Annotated in this window: 1 pseudogene; it reads left to right on the top strand. The window is 49.9% G+C overall.

Annotation, left to right across the window (positions count from 1 at the left end):
* Nucleotides 1-40 precede the first annotated feature (40 nt).
* Nucleotides 41-23699: pseudogene (locus AAC388_RS03885) on the top strand (BapA/Bap/LapF family large adhesin).
* The last annotated feature ends 50 nt before the right edge of the window (nucleotides 23700-23749 follow it).

The following is a 23749-nucleotide window of genomic DNA, read 5'->3' on the forward strand; positions in this document are numbered from 1 at the left end:
ATAAAATCATTTAAATCAATAATATAAAAGGAATACAGATATGCCTGAAATACAAATTATTGCCAAGGATAGTCACGATACCTTGTCAACAATCAAGGGAACTTCTGCAAAGCTTTCGGAAGCGTCGGTCGTATTGGTAAAAGTGGCTGCCAGTGATGTATTGGTAGTGAATAGGGAGGGTACCAATGCAGTCATTCGCCTGAAAAATGGTGAGACTATTGTTATTGAAGGCTTCTTTAGTGGAACAGCTGAGCCTAAAGATAACAGTCTTGTTTTTCAAGATGAAAATGGACAGTTGATTTGGGCAAAATTCAAAGATGCTGAAAATGATGCGGACGCCGATGCCGATGCGGACGCTGACGCAGACAGTGATGTTGAACCACAAGCTCTGGTAGCTGAGGATTTACCTGCTGCTTTACCGGCAGAAGCACCACAAGAGTTGGTATCTGACGTTATTTACCAGCCTATTTCTTCAATTGAACCATTACTTTATCACGATGCAGGTGTAAACCCATGGTTGTGGGCAGCTATTCCTTTAGTTGCTGGCGGTATTATCGCTGCAGCATCGAATAGTGATAATGATGATGACTCAACACCTGCTGACACCACTCCACCAAATACAGATGGAGTCACTTTCTCTGTTGATCCTGTTACTTCAGATAACGTAATTAATGCATCAGAAGCAGCAGGTAATGTCACGATTACTGGTGTTCTGAAAAACATTCCGGCAGATGCGGCCAATACGGCCGTTACAGTTGTTATTAATGGTGTAACTTATACTGCAACTGTAGACAAAACAGCGGGTACATGGACAGTAAGTGTACCGGGTAGTGGTTTAACAGCTGATGCAGATAAAACCATTGATGCTACTGTAACGTTTACAGATGCGGCAGGTAATAGCAGTACTGTTAAAGATACACAAACTTATACAGTTGATACGACTGCACCGAATGCACCAGTGATTGACCCAGTTAACGGGACAGACCCGATCACAGGTACAGCAGAAGCTGGTTCTACAGTGACTGTGACTTATCCTGATGGCACCACTGCAACAGTAGTGGCAGGCACAGATGGCAGCTGGTCAGTACCAAACCCAGGTTTGAATAATGGTGATGAAGTTACAGCTGTAGCAACAGACCCTGCTGGCAATACATCAGGACCAGGAACAGCTATTGTTGATGCAGTTGGTCCAAATACGGATGGTGTTAACTTTGCTGTTGATTCGGTAACAGCTGATAATGTGGTTAATGCATCAGAAGCGGCTGGCAATGTCACGATTACTGGTGTTCTGAAAAACGTTCCTTCAGATGCGGCTACTACAGCCGTTACAGTTGTTATTAATGGGGTAACTTATACTGCAACTGTAGACAGTGCAGCAGGTACATGGACAGTAAGTGTACCAGGTAGCGGTTTGGTTGCTGATGCTGATAAAACGATTGATGCTAAAGTAACCTTCACTGATGCAGCAGGTAATAGCAGCACAGTTAACGATACACAAACTTATACACTGGATACAGCTGCTCCTTCAGCGCCAGTGATTGACCCGGTTAACGGGACAGACCCGATTACAGGTACTGCAGAACCTGGTTCAACCGTAACAGTAACCTATCCTAATGGTGACACAGCAACAGTCGTGGCAGGACCTGATGGCAGCTGGTCAGTACCAAACCCTGGTCTTAATGATGGTGATGAAGTTGAGGCAATTGCTACAGATCCAGCAGGTAACCCATCTTTGCCAGGTACAGCTACTGTTGATGCAGTTGCACCAGCAGTTGTTATAACTGATTTATTAACGAATGACAGTACACCTGCGTTAACCGGTACAGTGAACGATCCGACAGCCACAGTGGTTGTCAATGTGGATGGTGTTGACTATCCAGCAGTGAACAATGGTGACGGCACCTGGACGCTTGCAGACAATACACTTCCTGCGTTAACTGATGGTCCACACACCATTACCGTGACTGCAACAGATGCAGCAGGTAACGTAGGTACAGATACAGGTGTTGTGACAGTTGATACAGCAGCTCCTTCAGCGCCAGTGATTGACCCGGTTAACGGGACAGACCCAATTACAGGTACAGCAGAACCTGGTTCAACAGTAACAGTAACTTATCCGGACGGTAGTACAGCAAGTGTTGTAGCAGGAACGGATGGTACTTGGACTGTGCCAAACCCAGGCTTAAATGATGGTGATACGGTAACAGCAGTAACAGAAGATCCTGCTGGCAATACATCAGGTCCAGCAACAGCTGTGGTTGATGCGGTTGCGCCGACAGTAGCGCTTAACGATGTATTGACCAATGACAGTACACCTGAGTTAACCGGTACAGTGAACGATCCGACTGCAACCGTGGTGGTGAATGTAGATGGTACTGACTATCCGGCAGTAAACAATGGTGACGGCACCTGGACGCTTGCAGACAATACACTTCCTGCGTTAACTGATGGTCCGCACACCATTACCGTGACTGCAACAGATGCAGCAGGTAACGTAGGTACAGATACAGGTGTTGTGACAGTTGATACAGCAGCTCCTACAGCACCTGTACTTGATCCAATCAATGCAACAGACCCAGTGAGCGGTACAGCAGAAGCTGGTTCTACAGTGACTGTGAGCTTCCCTGACGGCACCACTGCAACAGTCGTGGCAGGCACAGATGGCAGCTGGTCAGTACCAAACCCAGGTAACCTGGTGGATGGCGATACAGTGACTGCAACAGCCACTGACCCTGCAGGCAATACTTCATTGCCAGGTACAGGCACAGTCTCTGCAGACATTACACCGCCGGTGGTTGTACTTGATGATGTGTTGACGAATGACAGCACACCAGCACTCACTGGTACAGTGAACGATCCGACAGCCACTGTGGTTGTGAACGTGGATGGTGTTGACTATCCGGCAGTGAACAATGGTGACGGCACCTGGACGCTTGCAGACAATACACTTCCTGCGTTAACTGATGGTCCACACACCATTACCGTGACTGCAACAGATGCAGCAGGCAATGCAGGTACAGATACAGCAGTGGTGACCATTGATACCACAGCACCAAATGCACCGGTACTTGATCCAATCAATGCAACAGACCCAGTGAGCGGTACAGCAGAAGCTGGTTCTACAGTGACTGTGAGCTTCCCTGACGGCACCACTGCAACAGTCGTGGCAGGCACAGATGGCAGCTGGTCAGTACCAAACCCGGGCAATCTGGTGGATGGCGATACGGTTACAGCAACAGCGACTGACCCTGCAGGCAATACTTCATTGCCAGGTACAGGCACAGTCTCTGCCGACATCACACCGCCGGTGGTTGCACTTGATGATGTGTTGACGAATGACAGCACACCAGCACTCACTGGTACAGTGAACGATCCGACAGCAACAGTGGTTGTGAACGTGGATGGTGTTGACTATCCAGCAGTGAACAATGGTGACGGCACCTGGACGCTTGCAGACAATACACTTCCTGCGTTAACTGATGGTCCACACACCATTACCGTGACTGCAACAGATGCAGCAGGCAATGCAGGTACCGATACAGCAGTGGTGACGATTGATACCACCGCACCAAATGCACCTGTACTTGATCCAATCAATGCAACTGACCCAGTGAGCGGTACAGCAGAACCTGGTTCTACAGTGACTGTGACATATCCTGATGGCACCACTGCAACAGTCGTGGCAGGCACAGATGGCAGCTGGTCAGTACCAAACCCGGGCAATCTGGTGGATGGCGATACGGTTACAGCAACAGCGACTGACCCTGCAGGCAATACTTCATTGCCAGGTACAGGCACAGTCTCTGCAGACATCACACCGCCGGTGGTTGTACTTGATGATGTGTTGACGAACGACAGCACACCAGCACTCACTGGTACAGTGAACGATCCGACAGCCACTGTGGTTGTCAATGTGGATGGTGTTGACTATCCGGCAGTGAACAATGGTGACGGCACCTGGACGCTTGCAGACAATACACTTCCTGCGTTAACTGATGGTCCACACACCATTACCGTGACTGCAACAGATGCAGGAGGCAATGCAGGTACAGATACAGCAGTGGTGACGATTGATACCACCGCACCAAATGCACCTGTACTTGATCCAATCAATGCAACTGACCCGGTGAGCGGTACAGCAGAAGCTGGTTCTACAGTGACTGTGAGCTTCCCTGACGGTACCACTGCAACAGTCGTGGCAGGCACAGACGGAACATGGTCAGTACCAAACCCGGGCAATCTGGTGGATGGCGATACAGTGACTGCAACAGCGACTGACCCTGCAGGCAATACTTCATTGCCAGGTACAGGCACAGTCTCTGCAGACATCACACCGCCGGTGGTTGTACTTGATGATGTGTTGACGAACGACAGCACACCAGCACTCACTGGTACAGTGAACGATCCGACAGCCACTGTGGTTGTCAATGTGGATGGTGTTGACTATCCGGCAGTGAACAACGGTGACGGCACCTGGACGCTTGCAGACAATACACTTCCTGCGTTAACTGATGGTCCACACACCATTACCGTGACTGCAACAGATGCAGCAGGCAATGCAGGTACCGATACAGCAGTGGTGACGATTGATACCACCGCACCAAATGCACCTGTACTTGATCCAATCAATGCAACTGACCCGGTGAGCGGTACAGCAGAAGCTGGTTCTACAGTGACTGTGAGCTTCCCTGACGGTACCACTGCAACAGTCGTGGCAGGCACAGATGGCAGCTGGTCAGTACCAAACCCGGGTAACCTGGTGGATGGCGATACCGTGACTGCAACAGCCACTGACCCTGCAGGCAATATCTCATTGCCAGGTACAGGCACAGTCTCTGCAGACATCACACCGCCGGTGGTTGTACTTGATGATGTGTTGACGAGCGACAGCACACCAGCACTCACTGGTACAGTGAACGATCCGACAGCCACTGTGGTGGTAAATGTGGATGGTACTGACTATCCGGCAGTAAACAATGGTGACGGCACCTGGACGCTTGCAGACAATACACTTCCTGCGTTAATTGATGGTCCACACACCATTACCGTGACTGCAACAGATGCAGCAGGTAACGTAGGTACAGATACAGGTGTTGTGACAGTTGATACAGCAGCTCCTACAGCACCAGTGATTGACCCGGTTAACGGGACAGACCCAATTACAGGTACAGCAGAACCTGGTTCAACAGTAACAGTAACTTATCCGGACGGTAGTACAGCAAGTGTTGTAGCAGGAACGGATGGTACTTGGACTGTGCCAAACCCAGGCTTAAATGATGGTGATACGGTAACAGCAGTAACAGAAGATCCTGCTGGCAATACATCAGGTCCAGCAACAGCTGTGGTTGATGCGGTTGCGCCGACAGTAGCGCTTAACGATGTATTGACCAATGACAGTACACCTGAGTTAACCGGTACAGTGAACGATCCGACTGCAACCGTGGTGGTGAATGTAGATGGTACTGACTATCCGGCAGTAAACAATGGTGACGGCACCTGGACGCTTGCAGACAATACACTTCCTGCGTTAACTGATGGTCCACACACCATTACCGTGACTGCAACAGATGCAGCAGGCAATGCAGGTACCGATACAGCAGTGGTGACGATTGATACCACCGCACCAAATGCACCTGTACTTGATCCAATCAATGCGACTGACCCGGTGAGCGGTACAGCAGAAGCTGGTTCTACAGTGACTGTGAGCTTCCCTGACGGCACCACTGCAACAGTCGTGGCAGGCACAGATGGCAGCTGGTCAGTACCAAACCCAGGTAACCTGGTGGATGGCGATACAGTGACTGCAACAGCCACTGACCCTGCAGGCAATACTTCATTGCCAGGTACAGGCACAGTCTCTGCAGACATTACACCGCCGGTGGTTGTACTTGATGATGTGTTGACGAATGACAGCACACCAGCACTCACTGGTACAGTGAACGATCCGACAGCAACAGTGGTTGTGAACGTGGATGGTGTTGACTATCCGGCAGTGAACAATGGTGACGGCACCTGGACGCTTGCAGACAATACACTTCCTGCGTTAACTGATGGTCCACACACCATTACCGTGACTGCAACAGATGCAGCAGGCAATGCAGGTACAGATACAGCAGTGGTGACCATTGATACCACAGCACCAAATGCACCGGTACTTGATCCAATCAATGCAACAGACCCAGTGAGCGGTACAGCAGAAGCTGGTTCTACAGTGACTGTGAGCTTCCCTGACGGCACCACTGCAACAGTCGTGGCAGGCACAGATGGCAGCTGGTCAGTACCAAACCCAGGTAACCTGGTGGATGGCGATACAGTGACTGCAACAGCCACTGACCCTGCAGGCAATACTTCATTGCCAGGTACAGGCACAGTCTCTGCAGACATTACACCGCCGGTGGTTGTACTTGATGATGTGTTGACGAATGACAGCACACCAGCACTCACTGGTACAGTGAACGATCCGACAGCCACTGTGGTGGTGAATGTGGATGGTGTTGACTATCCGGCAGTGAACAATGGTGACGGCACCTGGACGCTTGCAGACAATACACTTCCTGCGTTAACTGATGGCCCACACACCATTACCGTGACTGCAACAGATGCAGCAGGCAATGCAGGTACAGATACAGCAGTGGTGACCATTGATACCACAGCACCAAATGCACCGGTACTTGATCCAATCAATGCAACAGACCCAGTGAGCGGTACAGCAGAAGCTGGTTCTACAGTGACTGTGAGCTTCCCTGACGGCACCACTGCAACAGTCGTGGCAGGCACAGATGGCAGCTGGTCAGTACCAAACCCAGGTAACCTGGTGGATGGCGATACAGTGACTGCAACAGCCACTGACCCTGCAGGCAATACTTCATTGCCAGGTACAGGCACAGTCTCTGCAGACATTACACCGCCGGTGGTTGTACTTGATGATGTGTTGACGAATGACAGCACACCAGCACTCACTGGTACAGTGAACGATCCGACAGCCACTGTGGTTGTCAATGTGGATGGTGTTGACTATCCGGCAGTGAACAATGGTGACGGCACCTGGACGCTTGCAGACAATACACTTCCTGCGTTAACTGATGGCCCACACACCATTACCGTGACTGCAACAGATGCAGCAGGCAATGCAGGTACAGATACAGCAGTGGTGACCATTGATACCACAGCACCAAATGCACCGGTACTTGATCCAATCAATGCAACAGACCCAGTGAGCGGTACAGCAGAAGCTGGTTCTACAGTGACTGTGAGCTTCCCTGACGGCACCACTGCAACAGTCGTGGCAGGCACAGATGGCAGCTGGTCAGTACCAAACCCAGGTAACCTGGTGGATGGCGATACAGTGACTGCAACAGCCACTGACCCTGCAGGCAATACTTCATTGCCAGGTACAGGCACAGTCTCTGCAGACATTACACCGCCGGTGGTTGTACTTGATGATGTGTTGACGAATGACAGCACACCAGCACTCACTGGTACAGTGAACGATCCGACAGCCACTGTGGTGGTGAATGTGGATGGTGTTGACTATCCGGCAGTGAACAATGGTGACGGCACCTGGACGCTTGCAGACAATACACTTCCTGCGTTAACTGATGGCCCACACACCATTACCGTGACTGCAACAGATGCAGCAGGCAATGCAGGTACAGATACAGCAGTGGTGACCATTGATACCACAGCACCAAATGCACCGGTACTTGATCCAATCAATGCAACAGACCCAGTGAGCGGTACAGCAGAAGTCGGGTTCTACAGTGACTGTGAGCTTCCCTGACGGCACCACTGCAACAGTCGTGGCAGGCACAGATGGCAGCTGGGTCAGTACCAAACCCAGGTAACCTGGTGGATGGCGATACAGTGACTGCAACAGCCACTGACCCTGCAGGCAATACTTCATTGCCAGGTACAGGCACAGTCTCTGCAGACATTACACCGCCGGTGGTTGTACTTGATGATGTGTTGACGAATGACAGCACACCAGCACTCACTGGTACAGTGAACGATCCGACAGCCACTGTGGTTGTGAACGTGGATGGTGTTGACTATCCGGCAGTGAACAATGGTGACGGCACCTGGACGCTTGCAGACAATACACTTCCTGCGTTAACTGATGGCCCACACACCATTACCGTGACTGCAACAGATGCAGCAGGCAATGCAGGTACAGATACAGCAGTGGTGACCATTGATACCACAGCACCAAATGCACCGGTACTTGATCCAATCAATGCAACAGACCCAGTGAGCGGTACAGCAGAAGCTGGTTCTACAGTGACTGTGAGCTTCCCTGACGGCACCACTGCAACAGTCGTGGCAGGCACAGATGGCAGCTGGTCAGTACCAAACCCAGGTAACCTGGTGGATGGCGATACAGTGACTGCAACAGCCACTGACCCTGCAGGCAATACTTCATTGCCAGGTACAGGCACAGTCTCTGCAGACATTACACCGCCGGTGGTTGTACTTGATGATGTGTTGACGAATGACAGCACACCAGCACTCACTGGTACAGTGAACGATCCGACAGCCACTGTGGTTGTGAACGTGGATGGTGTTGACTATCCGGCAGTGAACAATGGTGACGGCACCTGGACGCTTGCAGACAATACACTTCCTGCGTTAACTGATGGTCCACACACCATTACCGTGACTGCAACAGATGCAGCAGGCAATGCAGGTACAGATACAGCAGTGGTGACCATTGATACCACAGCACCAAATGCACCGGTACTTGATCCAATCAATGCAACAGACCCGGTGAGCGGTACAGCAGAAGCTGGTTCTACAGTGACTGTGAGCTTCCCTGACGGCACCACTGCAACAGTCGTGGCAGGCACAGATGGCAGCTGGTCAGTACCAAACCCAGGTAACCTGGTGGATGGCGATACAGTGACTGCAACAGCCACTGACCCTGCAGGCAATACTTCATTGCCAGGTACAGGCACAGTCTCTGCAGACATTACACCGCCGGTGGTTGTACTTGATGATGTGTTGACGAATGACAGCACACCAGCACTCACTGGTACAGTGAACGATCCGACAGCCACTGTGGTTGTGAACGTGGATGGTGTTGACTATCCGGCAGTGAACAATGGTGACGGCACCTGGACGCTTGCAGACAATACACTTCCTGCGTTAACTGATGGTCCACACACCATTACCGTGACTGCAACAGATGCAGCAGGCAATGCAGGTACAGATACAGCAGTGGTGACCATTGATACCACAGCACCAAATGCACCGGTACTTGATCCAATCAATGCAACAGACCCAGTGAGCGGTACAGCAGAAGCTGGTTCTACAGTGACTGTGAGCTTCCCTGACGGCACCACTGCAACAGTCGTGGCAGGCACAGATGGCAGCTGGTCAGTACCAAACCCAGGTAACCTGGTGGATGGCGATACAGTGACTGCAACAGCCACTGACCCTGCAGGCAATACTTCATTGCCAGGTACAGGCACAGTCTCTGCAGACATTACACCGCCGGTGGTTGTACTTGATGATGTGTTGACGAATGACAGCACACCAGCACTCACTGGTACAGTGAACGATCCGACAGCAACAGTGGTTGTGAACGTGGATGGTGTTGACTATCCGGCAGTGAACAATGGTGACGGCACCTGGACGCTTGCAGACAATACACTTCCTGCGTTAACTGATGGTCCACACACCATTACCGTGACTGCAACAGATGCAGCAGGCAATGCAGGTACAGATACAGCAGTGGTGACGATTGATACCACCGCACCAAATGCACCTGTACTTGATCCAATCAATGCAACTGACCCAGTGAGCGGTACAGCAGAACCTGGTTCTACAGTGACTGTGACATATCCTGATGGCACCACTGCAACAGTCGTGGCAGGCACAGATGGCAGTTACCAAACCCGGGCAATCTGGTGGATGGCGATACGGTTACAGCAACAGCGACTGACCCTGCAGGCAATACTTCATTGCCAGGTACAGGCACAGTCTCTGCCGACATCACACCGCCGGTGGTTGCACTTGATGATGTGTTGACGAATGACAGTACACCAGCACTCACTGGTACAGTGAACGATCCAACAGCCACTGTGGTTGTCAATGTGGATGGTGTTGACTATCCGGCAGTGAACAATGGTGACGGCACCTGGACGCTTGCAGACAATACACTGCCTGCGTTAACTGATGGTCCACACACCATTACCGTGACTGCAACAGACCCTGCAGGCAATGCGGGTACAGATACAGCAGTGGTGACGATTGATACTAGCGTTCCAGTTGTATCTTTAGATGACTTAACTACTAATGACACGACTCCTGCTTTAACAGGGGTGATTAATGACCCAACAGCAACAGTAGTTGTGAATGTGGATGGCGTTGACTATCCAGCAGTGAATAACGGTGATGGTACTTGGACTCTTGCAGACAATACTTTGCCTGCATTAATAGATGGTCCTCATACTGTAACTGTAACTGCAACTGATCCAGCTGGAAATACTGCTACAGATACAGCTACGCTTACTATTGATACAGTACCTGCAGACCTGATCGGTGCGATCACGATTCCTGAAGACTTAAATGGCGACGGTATCTTGAATGCAGACGAGCTAGGCACAGACGGTACCTTCAATGCACAAGTGGCGTTGGGACCTGATGCAATCGATGGCACAGTGGTGAATGTTAACGGTACCAACTACACCGTGACAGCAGCTGACCTTGCAAACGGCTTCATCACTGCAGCGATTCCTGTAACAGGCGAAGGCCCTGTGACCATCCATGCAGAAGCAGTGGATGCACAAGGTAACCTTGATGTTGCAGATGCAGACGTCACCGTGACTGTAGACACCTTGCCTGCAGACCTGATCGGTGCGATCACGATTCCTGAAGACTTGAATGGCGACGGTATCTTGAATGCAGACGAGCTAGGCACAGACGGTACCTTCAATGCACAAGTGGCGTTGGGACCAGATGCAATCGATGGCACAGTGGTGAATGTTAACGGTACCAACTACACCGTGACAGCAGCTGACCTTGCAAACGGCTTCATCACTGCAGCGATTCCTGTAACAGGCGAAGGCCCTGTGACCATCCATGCAGAAGCAGTGGATGCACAAGGTAACCTTGATGTTGCAGATGCAGACGTCACCGTGACTGTAGACACCTTGCCTGCAGACCTGATCGGTGCGATCACGATTCCTGAAGACTTGAATGGCGACGGTATCTTGAATGCAGACGAGCTAGGCACAGACGGTACCTTCAATGCACAAGTGGCGTTGGGACCAGATGCAATCGATGGCACAGTAGTGAATGTGAACGGTACCAACTACACCGTGACAGCAGCTGACCTTGCAAACGGCTTCATCACCGCAGCGATTCCTGTCACAGGCGAAGGCCCAGTGACCATCCATGCAGAAGCAGTGGATGCACAAGGTAACCTTGATGTTGCTGATGCAGACGTCATCGTGACTGTAGACACCTTGCCTGCAGACCTGATCGGTGCGATCACGATTCCTGAAGACTTAAATGGCGACGGTATCTTGAATGCAGACGAGCTAGGCACAGACGGTACCTTCAATGCACAAGTGGCGTTGGGACCTGATGCGCTTGACGGCACAGTGGTGAATGTGAACGGTACCAACTACACCGTGACAGCAGCTGACCTTGCAAACGGCTTCATCACTGCAGCGATTCCTGTAACAGGCGAAGGCCCTGTGACCATCCATGCAGAAGCAGTGGATGCACAAGGTAACCTTGATGTTGCAGATGCAGACGTCACCGTGACTGTAGACACCTTGCCTGCAGACCTGATCGGTGCGATCACGATTCCTGAAGACTTAAATGGCGACGGTATCTTGAATGCAGACGAGCTAGGCACAGACGGTACCTTCAATGCACAAGTGGCGTTGGGACCTGATGCGCTTGACGGCACAGTGGTGAATGTGAACGGTACCAACTACACCGTGACAGCAGCTGACCTTGCAAACGGCTTCATCACCGCAGCGATTCCTGTCACAGGCGAAGGCCCTGTGACCATCCATGCAGAAGCGGTGGATGCACAAGGTAACCTTGATGTTGCAGATGCAGACGTCACCGTGACTGTAGATACCTTGCCTGCAGACCTGATCGGTGCGATCACGATTCCTGAAGACTTGAATGGCGACGGTATCTTGAATGCAGACGAGCTAGGCACAGACGGTACCTTCAATGCACAAGTGGCGTTGGGACCTGATGCAATCGACGGCACAGTAGTGAATGTGAACGGTACCAACTACACCGTGACAGCAGCTGACCTTGCAAACGGCTTCATCACAGCAGCGATTCCTGTCACAGGCGAAGGCCCTGTAACCATCCATGCAGAAGCAGTGGATGCACAAGGTAACCTTGATGTTGCAGATGCAGATATCACCGTGACTGTAGATACCTTGCCTGCAGACCTGATTGGTGCGATCACGATTCCTGAAGACTTAAATGGCGACGGTATCTTGAATGCAGACGAGCTAGGCACAGACGGTACCTTCAATGCACAAGTGGCGTTGGGACCTGATGCAATCGACGGCACAATAGTGAATGTGAACGGTACCAACTACACCGTGACAGCGGCTGACCTTGCAAACGGCTTCATCACCGCAGCGATTCCTGTCACAGGCGAAGGCCCAGTGACCATCCATGCAGAAGCAGTGGATGCACAAGGTAACCTTGATGTTGCTGATGCAGACGTCACCGTGACTGTAGATACCTTACCTGCAGACCTGATCGGTGCGATCACGATTCCTGAAGACTTGAATGGCGACGGTATCTTGAATGCAGACGAGCTAGGCACAGACGGCACCTTCAATGCACAAGTGGCGTTGGGACCTGATGCGCTTGACGGCACAGTGGTGAATGTGAACGGTACCAACTACACCGTGACAGCAGCTGACCTTGCAAACGGCTTCATCACTGCAGCGATTCCTGTCACAGGCGAAGGCCCTGTGACCATCCATGCAGAAGCAGTGGATGCACAAGGTAACCTTGATGTTGCAGATGCAGACGTCACCGTGACTGTAGATACCTTGCCTGCAGACCTGATCGGTGCGATCACGATTCCTGAAGACTTAAATGGCGACGGTATCTTGAATGCAGACGAGCTAGGCACAGACGGCACCTTCAATGCACAAGTGGCGTTGGGACCTGATGCAATCGACGGCACAATAGTGAATGTGAACGGTACCAACTACACCGTGACAGCAGCTGACCTTGCAAACGGCTTCATCACTGCAGCGATTCCTGTCACAGGCGAAGGCCCTGTGACCATCCATGCAGAAGCAGTGGATGCACAAGGTAACCTTGATGTTGCAGATGCAGATATCACCGTGACTGTAGATACCTTACCTGCAGACCTGATCGGTGCGATCACGATTCCTGAAGACTTAAATGGCGACGGTATCTTGAATGCAGACGAGCTAGGCACAGACGGTACCTTCAATGCACAAGTGGCGTTGGGACCAGATGCAATCGATGGCACAGTAGTGAATGTTAACGGTACCAACTACACCGTGACAGCAGCTGACCTGGCGAATGGCTTCATCACCGCAGCGATTCCTGTCACAGGCGAAGGCCCTGTGACCATCCATGCAGAAGCAGTGGATGCACAAGGTAACCTTGATGTTGCAGATGCAGATATCACCGTGACTGTAGATACCTTGCCTGCAGACCTGATTGGTGCGATCACGATTCCTGAAGACTTAAATGGCGACGGTATCTTGAATGCAGACGAGCTAGGCACAGACGGTACCTTCAATGCACAAGTGGCGTTGGGACCAGATGCAATCGACGGCACAGTAGTGAATGTGAACGGTACCAACTACACCGTGACAGCAGCTGACCTTGCAAACGGCTTCATCACAGCAGCGATTCCTGTCACAGGCGAAGGCCCTGTGACCATCCATGCAGAAGCAGTGGATGCACAAGGTAACCTTGATGTTGCAGATGCAGATATCACCGTGACTGTAGATACCTTGCCTGCAGACCTGATCGGTGCGATCACGATTCCTGAAGACTTAAATGGCGACGGTATCTTGAATGCAGACGAGCTAGGCACAGACGGCACCTTCAATGCACAAGTGGCGTTGGGACCTGATGCGCTTGACGGCACAGTGGTGAATGTGAACGGTACCAACTACACCGTGACAGCAGCTGACCTTGCAAACGGCTTCATCACTGCAGCGATTCCTGTCACAGGCGAAGGCCCTGTGACCATCCATGCAGAAGCAGTGGATGCACAAGGTAACCTTGATGTTGCAGATGCAGACGTCACCGTGACTGTAGATACCTTGCCTGCAGACCTGATCGGTGCGATCACGATTCCTGAAGACTTAAATGGCGACGGTATCTTGAATGCAGACGAGCTAGGCACAGACGGCACCTTCAATGCACAAGTGGCGTTGGGACCTGATGCAATCGATGGCACAATAGTGAATGTGAACGGTACCAACTACACCGTGACAGCAGCTGACCTTGCAAACGGCTTCATCACCGCAGCGATTCCTGTAACAGGCGAAGGCCCTGTAACCATCCATGCAGAAGCGGTGGATGCACAAGGTAACCTTGATGTTGCAGATGCAGATATCACCGTGACTGTAGATACCTTACCTGCAGACCTGATCGGTGCGATCACGATTCCTGAAGACTTAAATGGCGACGGTATCTTGAATGCAGACGAGCTAGGCACAGACGGTACCTTCAATGCACAAGTGGCGTTGGGACCTGATGCAATCGACGGCACAGTAGTGAATGTGAACGGTACCAACTACACCGTGACAGCAGCTGACCTTGCAAACGGCTTCATCACAGCAGCGATTCCTGTCACAGGCGAAGGCCCTGTAACCATCCATGCAGAAGCAGTGGATGCACAAGGTAACCTTGATGTTGCAGATGCAGATATCACCGTGACTGTAGATACCTTGCCTGCAGACCTGATTGGTGCGATCACGATTCCTGAAGACTTAAATGGCGACGGTATCTTGAATGCAGACGAGCTAGGCACAGACGGTACCTTCAATGCACAAGTGGCGTTGGGACCTGATGCAATCGATGGCACAGTGGTGAATGTGAACGGTACCAACTACACCGTGACAGCGGCTGACCTTGCAAACGGCTTCATCACCGCAGCGATTCCTGTCACAGGCGAAGGCCCAGTGACCATCCATGCAGAAGCAGTGGATGCACAAGGTAACCTTGATGTTGCTGATGCAGACGTCACCGTGACTGTAGATACCTTGCCTGCAGACCTGATCGGTGCGATCACGATTCCTGAAGACTTGAATGGCGACGGTATCTTGAATGCAGACGAGCTAGGCACAGACGGCACCTTCAATGCACAAGTGGCGTTGGGACCTGATGCAATCGACGGCACAGTAGTGAATGTGAACGGTACCAACTACACCGTGACAGCAGCTGACCTTGCAAACGGCTTCATCACAGCAGCGATTCCTGTCACAGGCGAAGGCCCAGTGACCATCCATGCAGAAGCAGTGGATGCACAAGGTAACCTTGATGTTGCAGATGCAGATATCACCGTGACTGTAGATACCTTGCCTGCAGACCTGATTGGTGCGATCACGATTCCTGAAGACTTAAATGGCGACGGTATCTTGAATGCAGACGAGCTAGGCACAGACGGTACCTTCAATGCACAAGTGGCGTTGGGACCTGATGCAATCGATGGCACAGTGGTGAATGTGAACGGTACCAACTACACCGTGACAGCGGCTGACCTTGCAAACGGCTTCATCACCGCAGCGATTCCTGTCACAGGCGAAGGCCCAGTGACCATCCATGCAGAAGCAGTGGATGCACAAGGTAACCTTGATGTTGCAGATGCAGACGTCACCGTGACTGTAGATACCTTGCCTGCAGACCTGATCGGTGCGATCACGATTCCTGAAGACTTGAATGGCGACGGTATCTTGAATGCAGACGAGCTAGGCACAGACGGCACCTTCAATGCACAAGTGGCGTTGGGACCAGATGCAATCGACGGCACGGTAGTGAATGTGAACGGTACCAACTACACCGTGACAGCAGCTGACCTTGCAAACGGCTTCATCACCGCAGCGATTCCTGTCACAGGCGAAGGCCCAGTGACCATCCATGCAGAAGCAGTGGATGCACAAGGTAACCTTGATGTTGCAGATGCAGACGTCACCGTGACTGTAGATACCTTACCTGCAGACCTGATCGGTGCGATCACGATTCCTGAAGACTTGAATGGCGACGGTATCTTGAATGCAGACGAGCTAGGCACAGACGGTACCTTCAATGCACAAGTGGCGTTGGGACCTGATGCAATCGACGGCACAATAGTGAATGTTAACGGTACCAACTACACCGTGACAGCAGCTGACCTTGCAAACGGCTTCATCACCGCAGCGATTCCTGTCACAGGCGAAGGCCCAGTGACCATCCATGCAGAAGCGGTGGATGCACAAGGTAACCTTGATGTTGCAGATGCAGACGTCACCGTGACTGTAGATACCTTGCCTGCAGACCTGATCGGTGCGATCACGATTCCTGAAGACTTGAATGGCGACGGTATCTTGAATGCAGACGAGCTAGGCACAGACGGTACCTTCAATGCACAAGTGGCGTTGGGACCAGATGCAATCGACGGCACAGTAGTGAATGTGAACGGTACTAACTACACCGTGACAGCAGCTGACCTTGCAAACGGCTTCATCACAGCAGCGATTCCTGTCACAGGCGAAGGCCCTGTAACCATCCATGCAGAAGCAGTGGATGCACAAGGTAACCTTGATGTTGCAGATGCAGATATCACCGTGACTGTAGATACCTTGCCTGCAGACCTGATTGGTGCGATCACGATTCCTGAAGACTTAAATGGCGACGGTATCTTGAATGCAGACGAGCTAGGCACAGACGGTACCTTCAATGCACAAGTGGCGTTGGGACCTGATGCAATCGACGGCACAATAGTGAATGTGAACGGTACCAACTACACCGTGACAGCGGCTGACCTTGCAAACGGCTTCATCACCGCAGCGATTCCTGTCACAGGCGAAGGCCCAGTGACCATCCATGCAGAAGCAGTGGATGCACAAGGTAACCTTGATGTTGCTGATGCAGACGTCACCGTGACTGTAGACACCTTGCCTGCAGACCTGATCGGTGCGATCACGATTCCTGAAGACTTGAATGGCGACGGTATCTTGAATGCAGACGAGCTAGGCACAGACGGCACCTTCAATGCACAAGTGGCGTTGGGACCTGATGCGCTTGACGGCACAGTGGTGAATGTGAACGGTACCAACTACACCGTGACAGCAGCTGACCTTGCAAACGGCTTCATCACTGCAGCGATTCCTGTCACAGGCGAAGGCCCTGTGACCATCCATGCAGAAGCAGTGGATGCACAAGGTAACCTTGATGTTGCAGATGCAGACGTCACCGTGACTGTAGATACCTTACCTGCAGACCTGATCGGTGCGATCACGATTCCTGAAGACTTAAATGGCGACGGTATCTTGAATGCTGCAGAACTTGGTACAGACGGTACCTTCAATGCACAAGTGGCGTTGGGACCTGATGCAATCGATGGCACAATAGTGAATGTGAACGGTACCAACTACACCGTGACAGCAGCTGACCTTGCAAACGGCTTCATCACTGCAGCGATTCCTGTCACAGGCGAAGGCCCAGTGACCATCCATGCAGAAGCAGTGGATGCACAAGGTAACCTTGATGTTGCAGATGCAGATATCACCGTGACTGTAGATACCTTACCTGCAGACCTGATCGGTGCGATCACGATTCCTGAAGACTTAAATGGCGACGGTATCTTGAATGCAGACGAGCTAGGCACAGACGGTACCTTCAATGCACAAGTGGCGTTGGGACCAGATGCAATCGATGGCACAGTAGTGAATGTTAACGGTACTAACTACACCGTGACAGCAGCTGACCTGGCGAATGGCTTCATCACCGCAGCGATTCCTGTCACAGGCGAAGGCCCTGTGACCATCCATGCAGAAGCAGTGGATGCACAAGGTAACCTTGATGTTGCAGATGCAGATGTCACCGTGACTGTAGATACCTTGCCTGCAGACCTGATTGGTGCGATCACGATTCCTGAAGACTTAAATGGCGACGGTATCTTGAATGCAGACGAGCTAGGCACAGACGGTACCTTCAATGCACAAGTGGCGTTGGGACCAGATGCAATCGACGGCACAGTAGTGAATGTGAACGGTACTAACTACACCGTGACAGCAGCTGACCTTGCAAATGGCTTCATCACAGCAACTCTGGATGCAACAGCAGCAGATCCTGTGACTGGTCAGATTGTGATTCATGCTGAGGCTGTAGATGCACAAGGTAACGTAGATGTTGCAGATGCAGATGTAACCTTAACAATTGATACAACTCCACAAGATCTGATTACAGCGATTACGGTTCCTGAAGACTTAAATGGCGACGGTATCTTGAATGCTGCAGAACTTGGTACAGACGGTACCTTCAATGCACAAGTGGCGTTGGGACCAGATGCAATCGATGGCACAGTGGTGAATGTGAACGGTACTAACTACACCGTGACTGCAGCTGACCTTGCAAACGGCTTCATCACAGCAACTCTGGATGCAACAGCAGCAGATCCTGTGACTGGTCAGATTGTGATTCATGCTGAGGCTGTAGATGCACAAGGTAACGTAGATGTTGCTGATGCAGATGTAACCTTAACAATTGATACAACTCCACAAGATCTGATTACAGCGATTACGGTTCCTGAAGACTTAAATGGCGACGGTATCTTGAATGCTGCAGAACTTGGTACAGACGGCACCTTCAATGCACAAGTGGCGTTGGGACCTGATGCAATCGATGGCACAGTGGTGAATGTTAACGGTACTAACTACACCGTGACTGCAGCTGACCTTGCAAACGGCTTCATCACTGCAACTCTGGATGCAACAGCAGCAGATCCTGTGACTGGTCAGATTGTGATTCATGCTGAGGCTGTAGATGCACAAGGTAACGTAGATGTTGCTGATGCAGATGTAACCTTAACAATTGATACAACCCCACAAGATCTGATTACAGCGATTACGGTTCCTGAAGACTTAAATGGCGACGGTATCTTGAATGCTGCAGAACTTGGTACAGACGGCACCTTCAATGCACAAGTGGCATTGGGACCTGATGCAATCGATGGCACAGTGGTGAATGTTAACGGTACTAACTACACCGTGACTGCAGCTGACCTTGCAAACGGCTTCATCACAGCAACTCTGGATGCAACAGCAGCAGATCCTGTGACTGGTCAGATTGTGATTCATGCTGAGGCTGTAGATGCACAAGGTAACGTAGATGTTGCTGATGCAGATGTAACCTTAACAATTGATACAACTCCACAAGATCTGATTACAGCGATTACGGTTCCTGAAGACTTAAATGGCGACGGTATCTTGAATGCAGACGAGCTTGGTACAGACGGTACCTTCAATGCACAAGTGGCGTTGGGACCTGATGCAATCGATGGCACAGTGGTGAATGTTAACGGTACTAACTACACCGTGACTGCGGCTGACCTTGCAAACGGCTTCATTACAGCGACTCTTGCCGCAACAGCAGCAGATCCTGTGACTGGTCAGATTGTGATTCATGCTGAGGCTGTAGATGCACAAGGTAACCTTGATGTTGCTGATGCAGACGTAACGGTAACTCTAGATGTTACTCCACCTGATATCACTACAACTGTGTTAGCAATTGACCCAGTTACTGCTGATAACATCTTGGATGCGACAGAAGCTGGTGGATCAGTGACCTTAACAGGTACATTGACCAACATCCCTACAGATGCAGTAACAACAGGTGTTGTGGTTACTGTAAATGGTGTTGACTATACAGCCACAGTTGATGCCGTAGCAGGTACTTGGACAGTTGATGTAGCTGGTAGTGGTCTTGCAGCAGATTCAGACTTAACTGTTGATGCTACTGCGACATTCACAGACCTCGCAGGAAACGTTAGTACACTTCAAGATACGCAAACTTATACTCTTGCAAGCTCTATCATTGCTTTCGATAACACTGATACAGCTGTACTTGCTCCTCAACCATTGCTTGTACAAGATGATGCAGCACTAGGAAGCAACACTTATCTAGCACTTGTATCACTTGCTGGACTTGATTTGCAGTTAGGATCAGAGTCAATCGGCTTTACAGTAGCTGCTGGTCAAGAAGGCAATGCGACCTTTACTTACAGCGCTTTAATTGGAGTAGATGCATTATCTGATTACTCTCTAGTAGTTCAGAAACTTGACCCAGTAACAGGCCAATGGACTTCGGTCTATGGTGGTGGTGAGGCTGATATTCTTGATCTTACTTTACTAGGTTCAACTCCTGGTGTGGTTCTTGATGGTCTAGAAGAAGGACAATACCGTGCATTCATGACTTACAACGGTCTTCTAGGTATCGGTTTACTGGGTACCTTAACTGGCACAATGGATGTTTATGATACAACACAAGTAGGTGGATATTACACTGAAGTTGCTGATGGGAATGTGATTACTGATATCAATACCAGTGGTGAAACAGACGTTGTAACCGCTACGACTGTAGTTACAGCGGTAAATGGTCAGCCTGTTACAGCGGTAGATACTGTGATTAATGGGTTGTATGGTACGTTGGTAATCGATCCAGACGGTACATACACTTATACGCCTACTGCAAGTGCAGCAGGTGTAGGTCAAACAGATGTATTTGTCTACACATTAACTGATCCTGTAACTGGTGATACGGCTGAAGCAAACCTCAATATTCAATTGAGCTCTGTGAAAGCAGTGGATAATGTTGTAACTGCAGAGATCAACCCAGAACCGTTGCTAGTTGCAGATGATGTTGCTCTAGGTAGTTCAACTTACCTTGCAGCAGTATCGTTGGCTGGTCTGGACTTACAATTGCTTGGTAACGACGCAATTGAGTTTACTGTTGATCCAAACCGCGAAGGTACAGCAACGTTCACATTCGATGCGATCATCACAGCAGATTTACTCAGCGATTATGCAATCGTTGTTCAGAAATTTGATGAAGCAACAGGACAATGGGTATCAATTGGTGGTACTAACCCAGAAGCATCACTCATCGATCTAACGCTTGTCGGTGGAACACCAACAGCAGTTCTTGAAGGATTGGATGCTGGTCAGTACCGCGCATTCATCGGATATGAAGGCTTGCTAGGTGTAGGTTTAGGCGGAACATTAACTGGTACGATGGATGTCTACAATCCATACATCGTGGCTAGTTACTCTGTTGAGCCGATCTCTGGCAATGTCATCAAAGATGCGAGCCTCACTGGTGAAGTTGATGCAGCAAGCAGCAGTGCTGTGATCTCTCAAGTGAATGGTATTGCGGTTGATCCAGTTGCTGGTGCAACAATCACTGGTACATACGGTACATTGGTGATCGACCAAGACGGTAACTACACTTATACCCCAACTGTAGACGGAGCAAACCTAGGTCAGGTAGATCAATTTACCTACACCTTGCTTGATCCTGTAACGGGTAATACTTCTGAGGCAACACTTTACGTTCGTCTCGATAGTGACAGTGTAGATATGACTTGGAACGATGCAGATCCATCTCAACCAGCTGTAATTACTAGTCCGCTTCCAGTAGATGCAATGGATAACGTTGCTTCAGCTGAAATAGACATGGTTTATCCAGTAACGACTGAGGTACTTGATAACGCGATTAGCTACAACTGGTTACTCGGTGTCGGTGGTATCGTTATCGGTTCTAAAGAAGGTACAGCGACATTTACAGTTGATCCAGGTAATCTGACTGATGCGATTATTGCAGTGAACTTTGGTTCGGTTGCTACGGTTGTCGACGGTTTACATGTGGTATTAACACGATTAAATCCAGATGGCACTCGTACTGTAGTTGCAGATAGCTCTGATACTGGCGTGATCGATTTGTTAGGTATCTTTGGTTCTGAAGTTCAATTCAAGATTGATAACTTAAGTGCCGGTACTTATGAGTTGTTCATGGAAAGCAACACATTACTTACAGCTTTAGGTAGTGTGACTGCGGATATTACGCTGAATCACGGTGATATCACTCAACCGCCTGTACTGGTTGTTGATCCTGTAACTGGTAATGTACTTGCTGATGATAACTCTGCGGTTTACGGTACAAACTATGTGCCGGACTACATTACGACAACTTCAGTAGTAACTGCTGTTACAGCTGAAAATGGTAATACAACTACAGTTGTAGCGGGTACTCCAGCAACGGTTATTGGGGTATACGGAACTCTGACTATTAACGCAGATGGTACTTATAGTTATCAGGCAACTGCGGATATGGCGAATGTAGGTAAAGTTGATAGCTTCACTTACACAGTGACAGATCCAGTGACTGGCAGAACTGATACCGCTACATTACATGTTCAAGTTGGTTCGCCAGATGTTGATGTCACTTGGAATACAGCAGATCCTTCGGCAGATGCTACGCTTCCAACACCATCTGTAACAGCTGATACAGATGATGCAACAATCAGTATGGAACCAGTGGTAGATCCTGCCGCTTCAGTGGCGAGTGGTGACTTACAATTTGCTCAGATTGGTACTGTTCCAATTGTTGGTACTCCGATCTACGGTACTACGGGTACAGTCACTTCTAGCCAATTTGTAATTGGTGCGAACACTGTTAGTGATGTTCATATACAGTTGAACTACACTGCATCATTAAGCTTATCGGCATTACCAACTGTAGCTTATAAGATTCAGCAGTTTGTAGGCGGTGTATGGGTAGATACGGTTTATTCAGGTTCAGCGACGGCTTTAGCTGGCGTGTTGGGTGCTCCAGCCTACTCGACAGATGTCCCACATCTGTCTGCAGGTACGTACCAAATCGTATTCAACATTAGTGCTCTAGTTGCTATTGGCCAAGTTACTTTAGATACAGTAATTACAACCACAGCGACTCATCTAGACCAATACACACCAGATGGTCAAACCGACTGGATTACTGGTAACGTTCTTACTAACGATGTCGTAGAAGGTACACAGCTCTATGTAATGAACTCAACAACTGGTACTTATGAACTAGCTGCTGGTCAAGGAGTCAATACAGGTGAAGGTACGTTGTATCTATACAATGATGGTTCTTACTTCTACAAACCATTAGACAGCGCTGCAAATGCGACAGTTGATGTGATTGATTACAAGTTAGTTTCAGTGATCGATGGTAGTGAATACACCTCTACATTGACGATTAACTTGAGTCAAGAGTTGAATAGCCTTGCAGTAAGTACTGCGGCAAATGATACATTTGCTCTTGGTAACGGCTCTGATACCTTGATCTACAACACATTAACTGCTGCAAGCGTAACTAACGCAACTGGTGGTAACACAACAGGTGGTGGTGTAGATGTATGGACTGACTTCCATGTAGGTAATACTGCAACGGATGATCAGGCTGATAAGATTGACTTAAGTAACTTGTTAATTGGTTCTCAAACTAACTTAACAATCGGTCAATATGTGTCAGTAAGCTACGATGCTGGTACTCAAACTGCGACAATCAGCGTAGACCGTGATGGTGGATTACTTGTAGAAGGTACTTACACTGAAACACCATTGCTTCAATTGACTAACCTTACTGGTCCAGTCACATTGAATGACTTGATCAACAATGGTCAAATCATTTTCTAATCTGACAATCGACTTATAGAAAAAAGAGCCTTCGGGCTCTTTTTTTATCT

The organism is Acinetobacter sp. D009, assembly GCF_038562025.1.
Taxonomy (GTDB): Bacteria; Pseudomonadota; Gammaproteobacteria; order Pseudomonadales; family Moraxellaceae; genus Acinetobacter; species Acinetobacter pittii.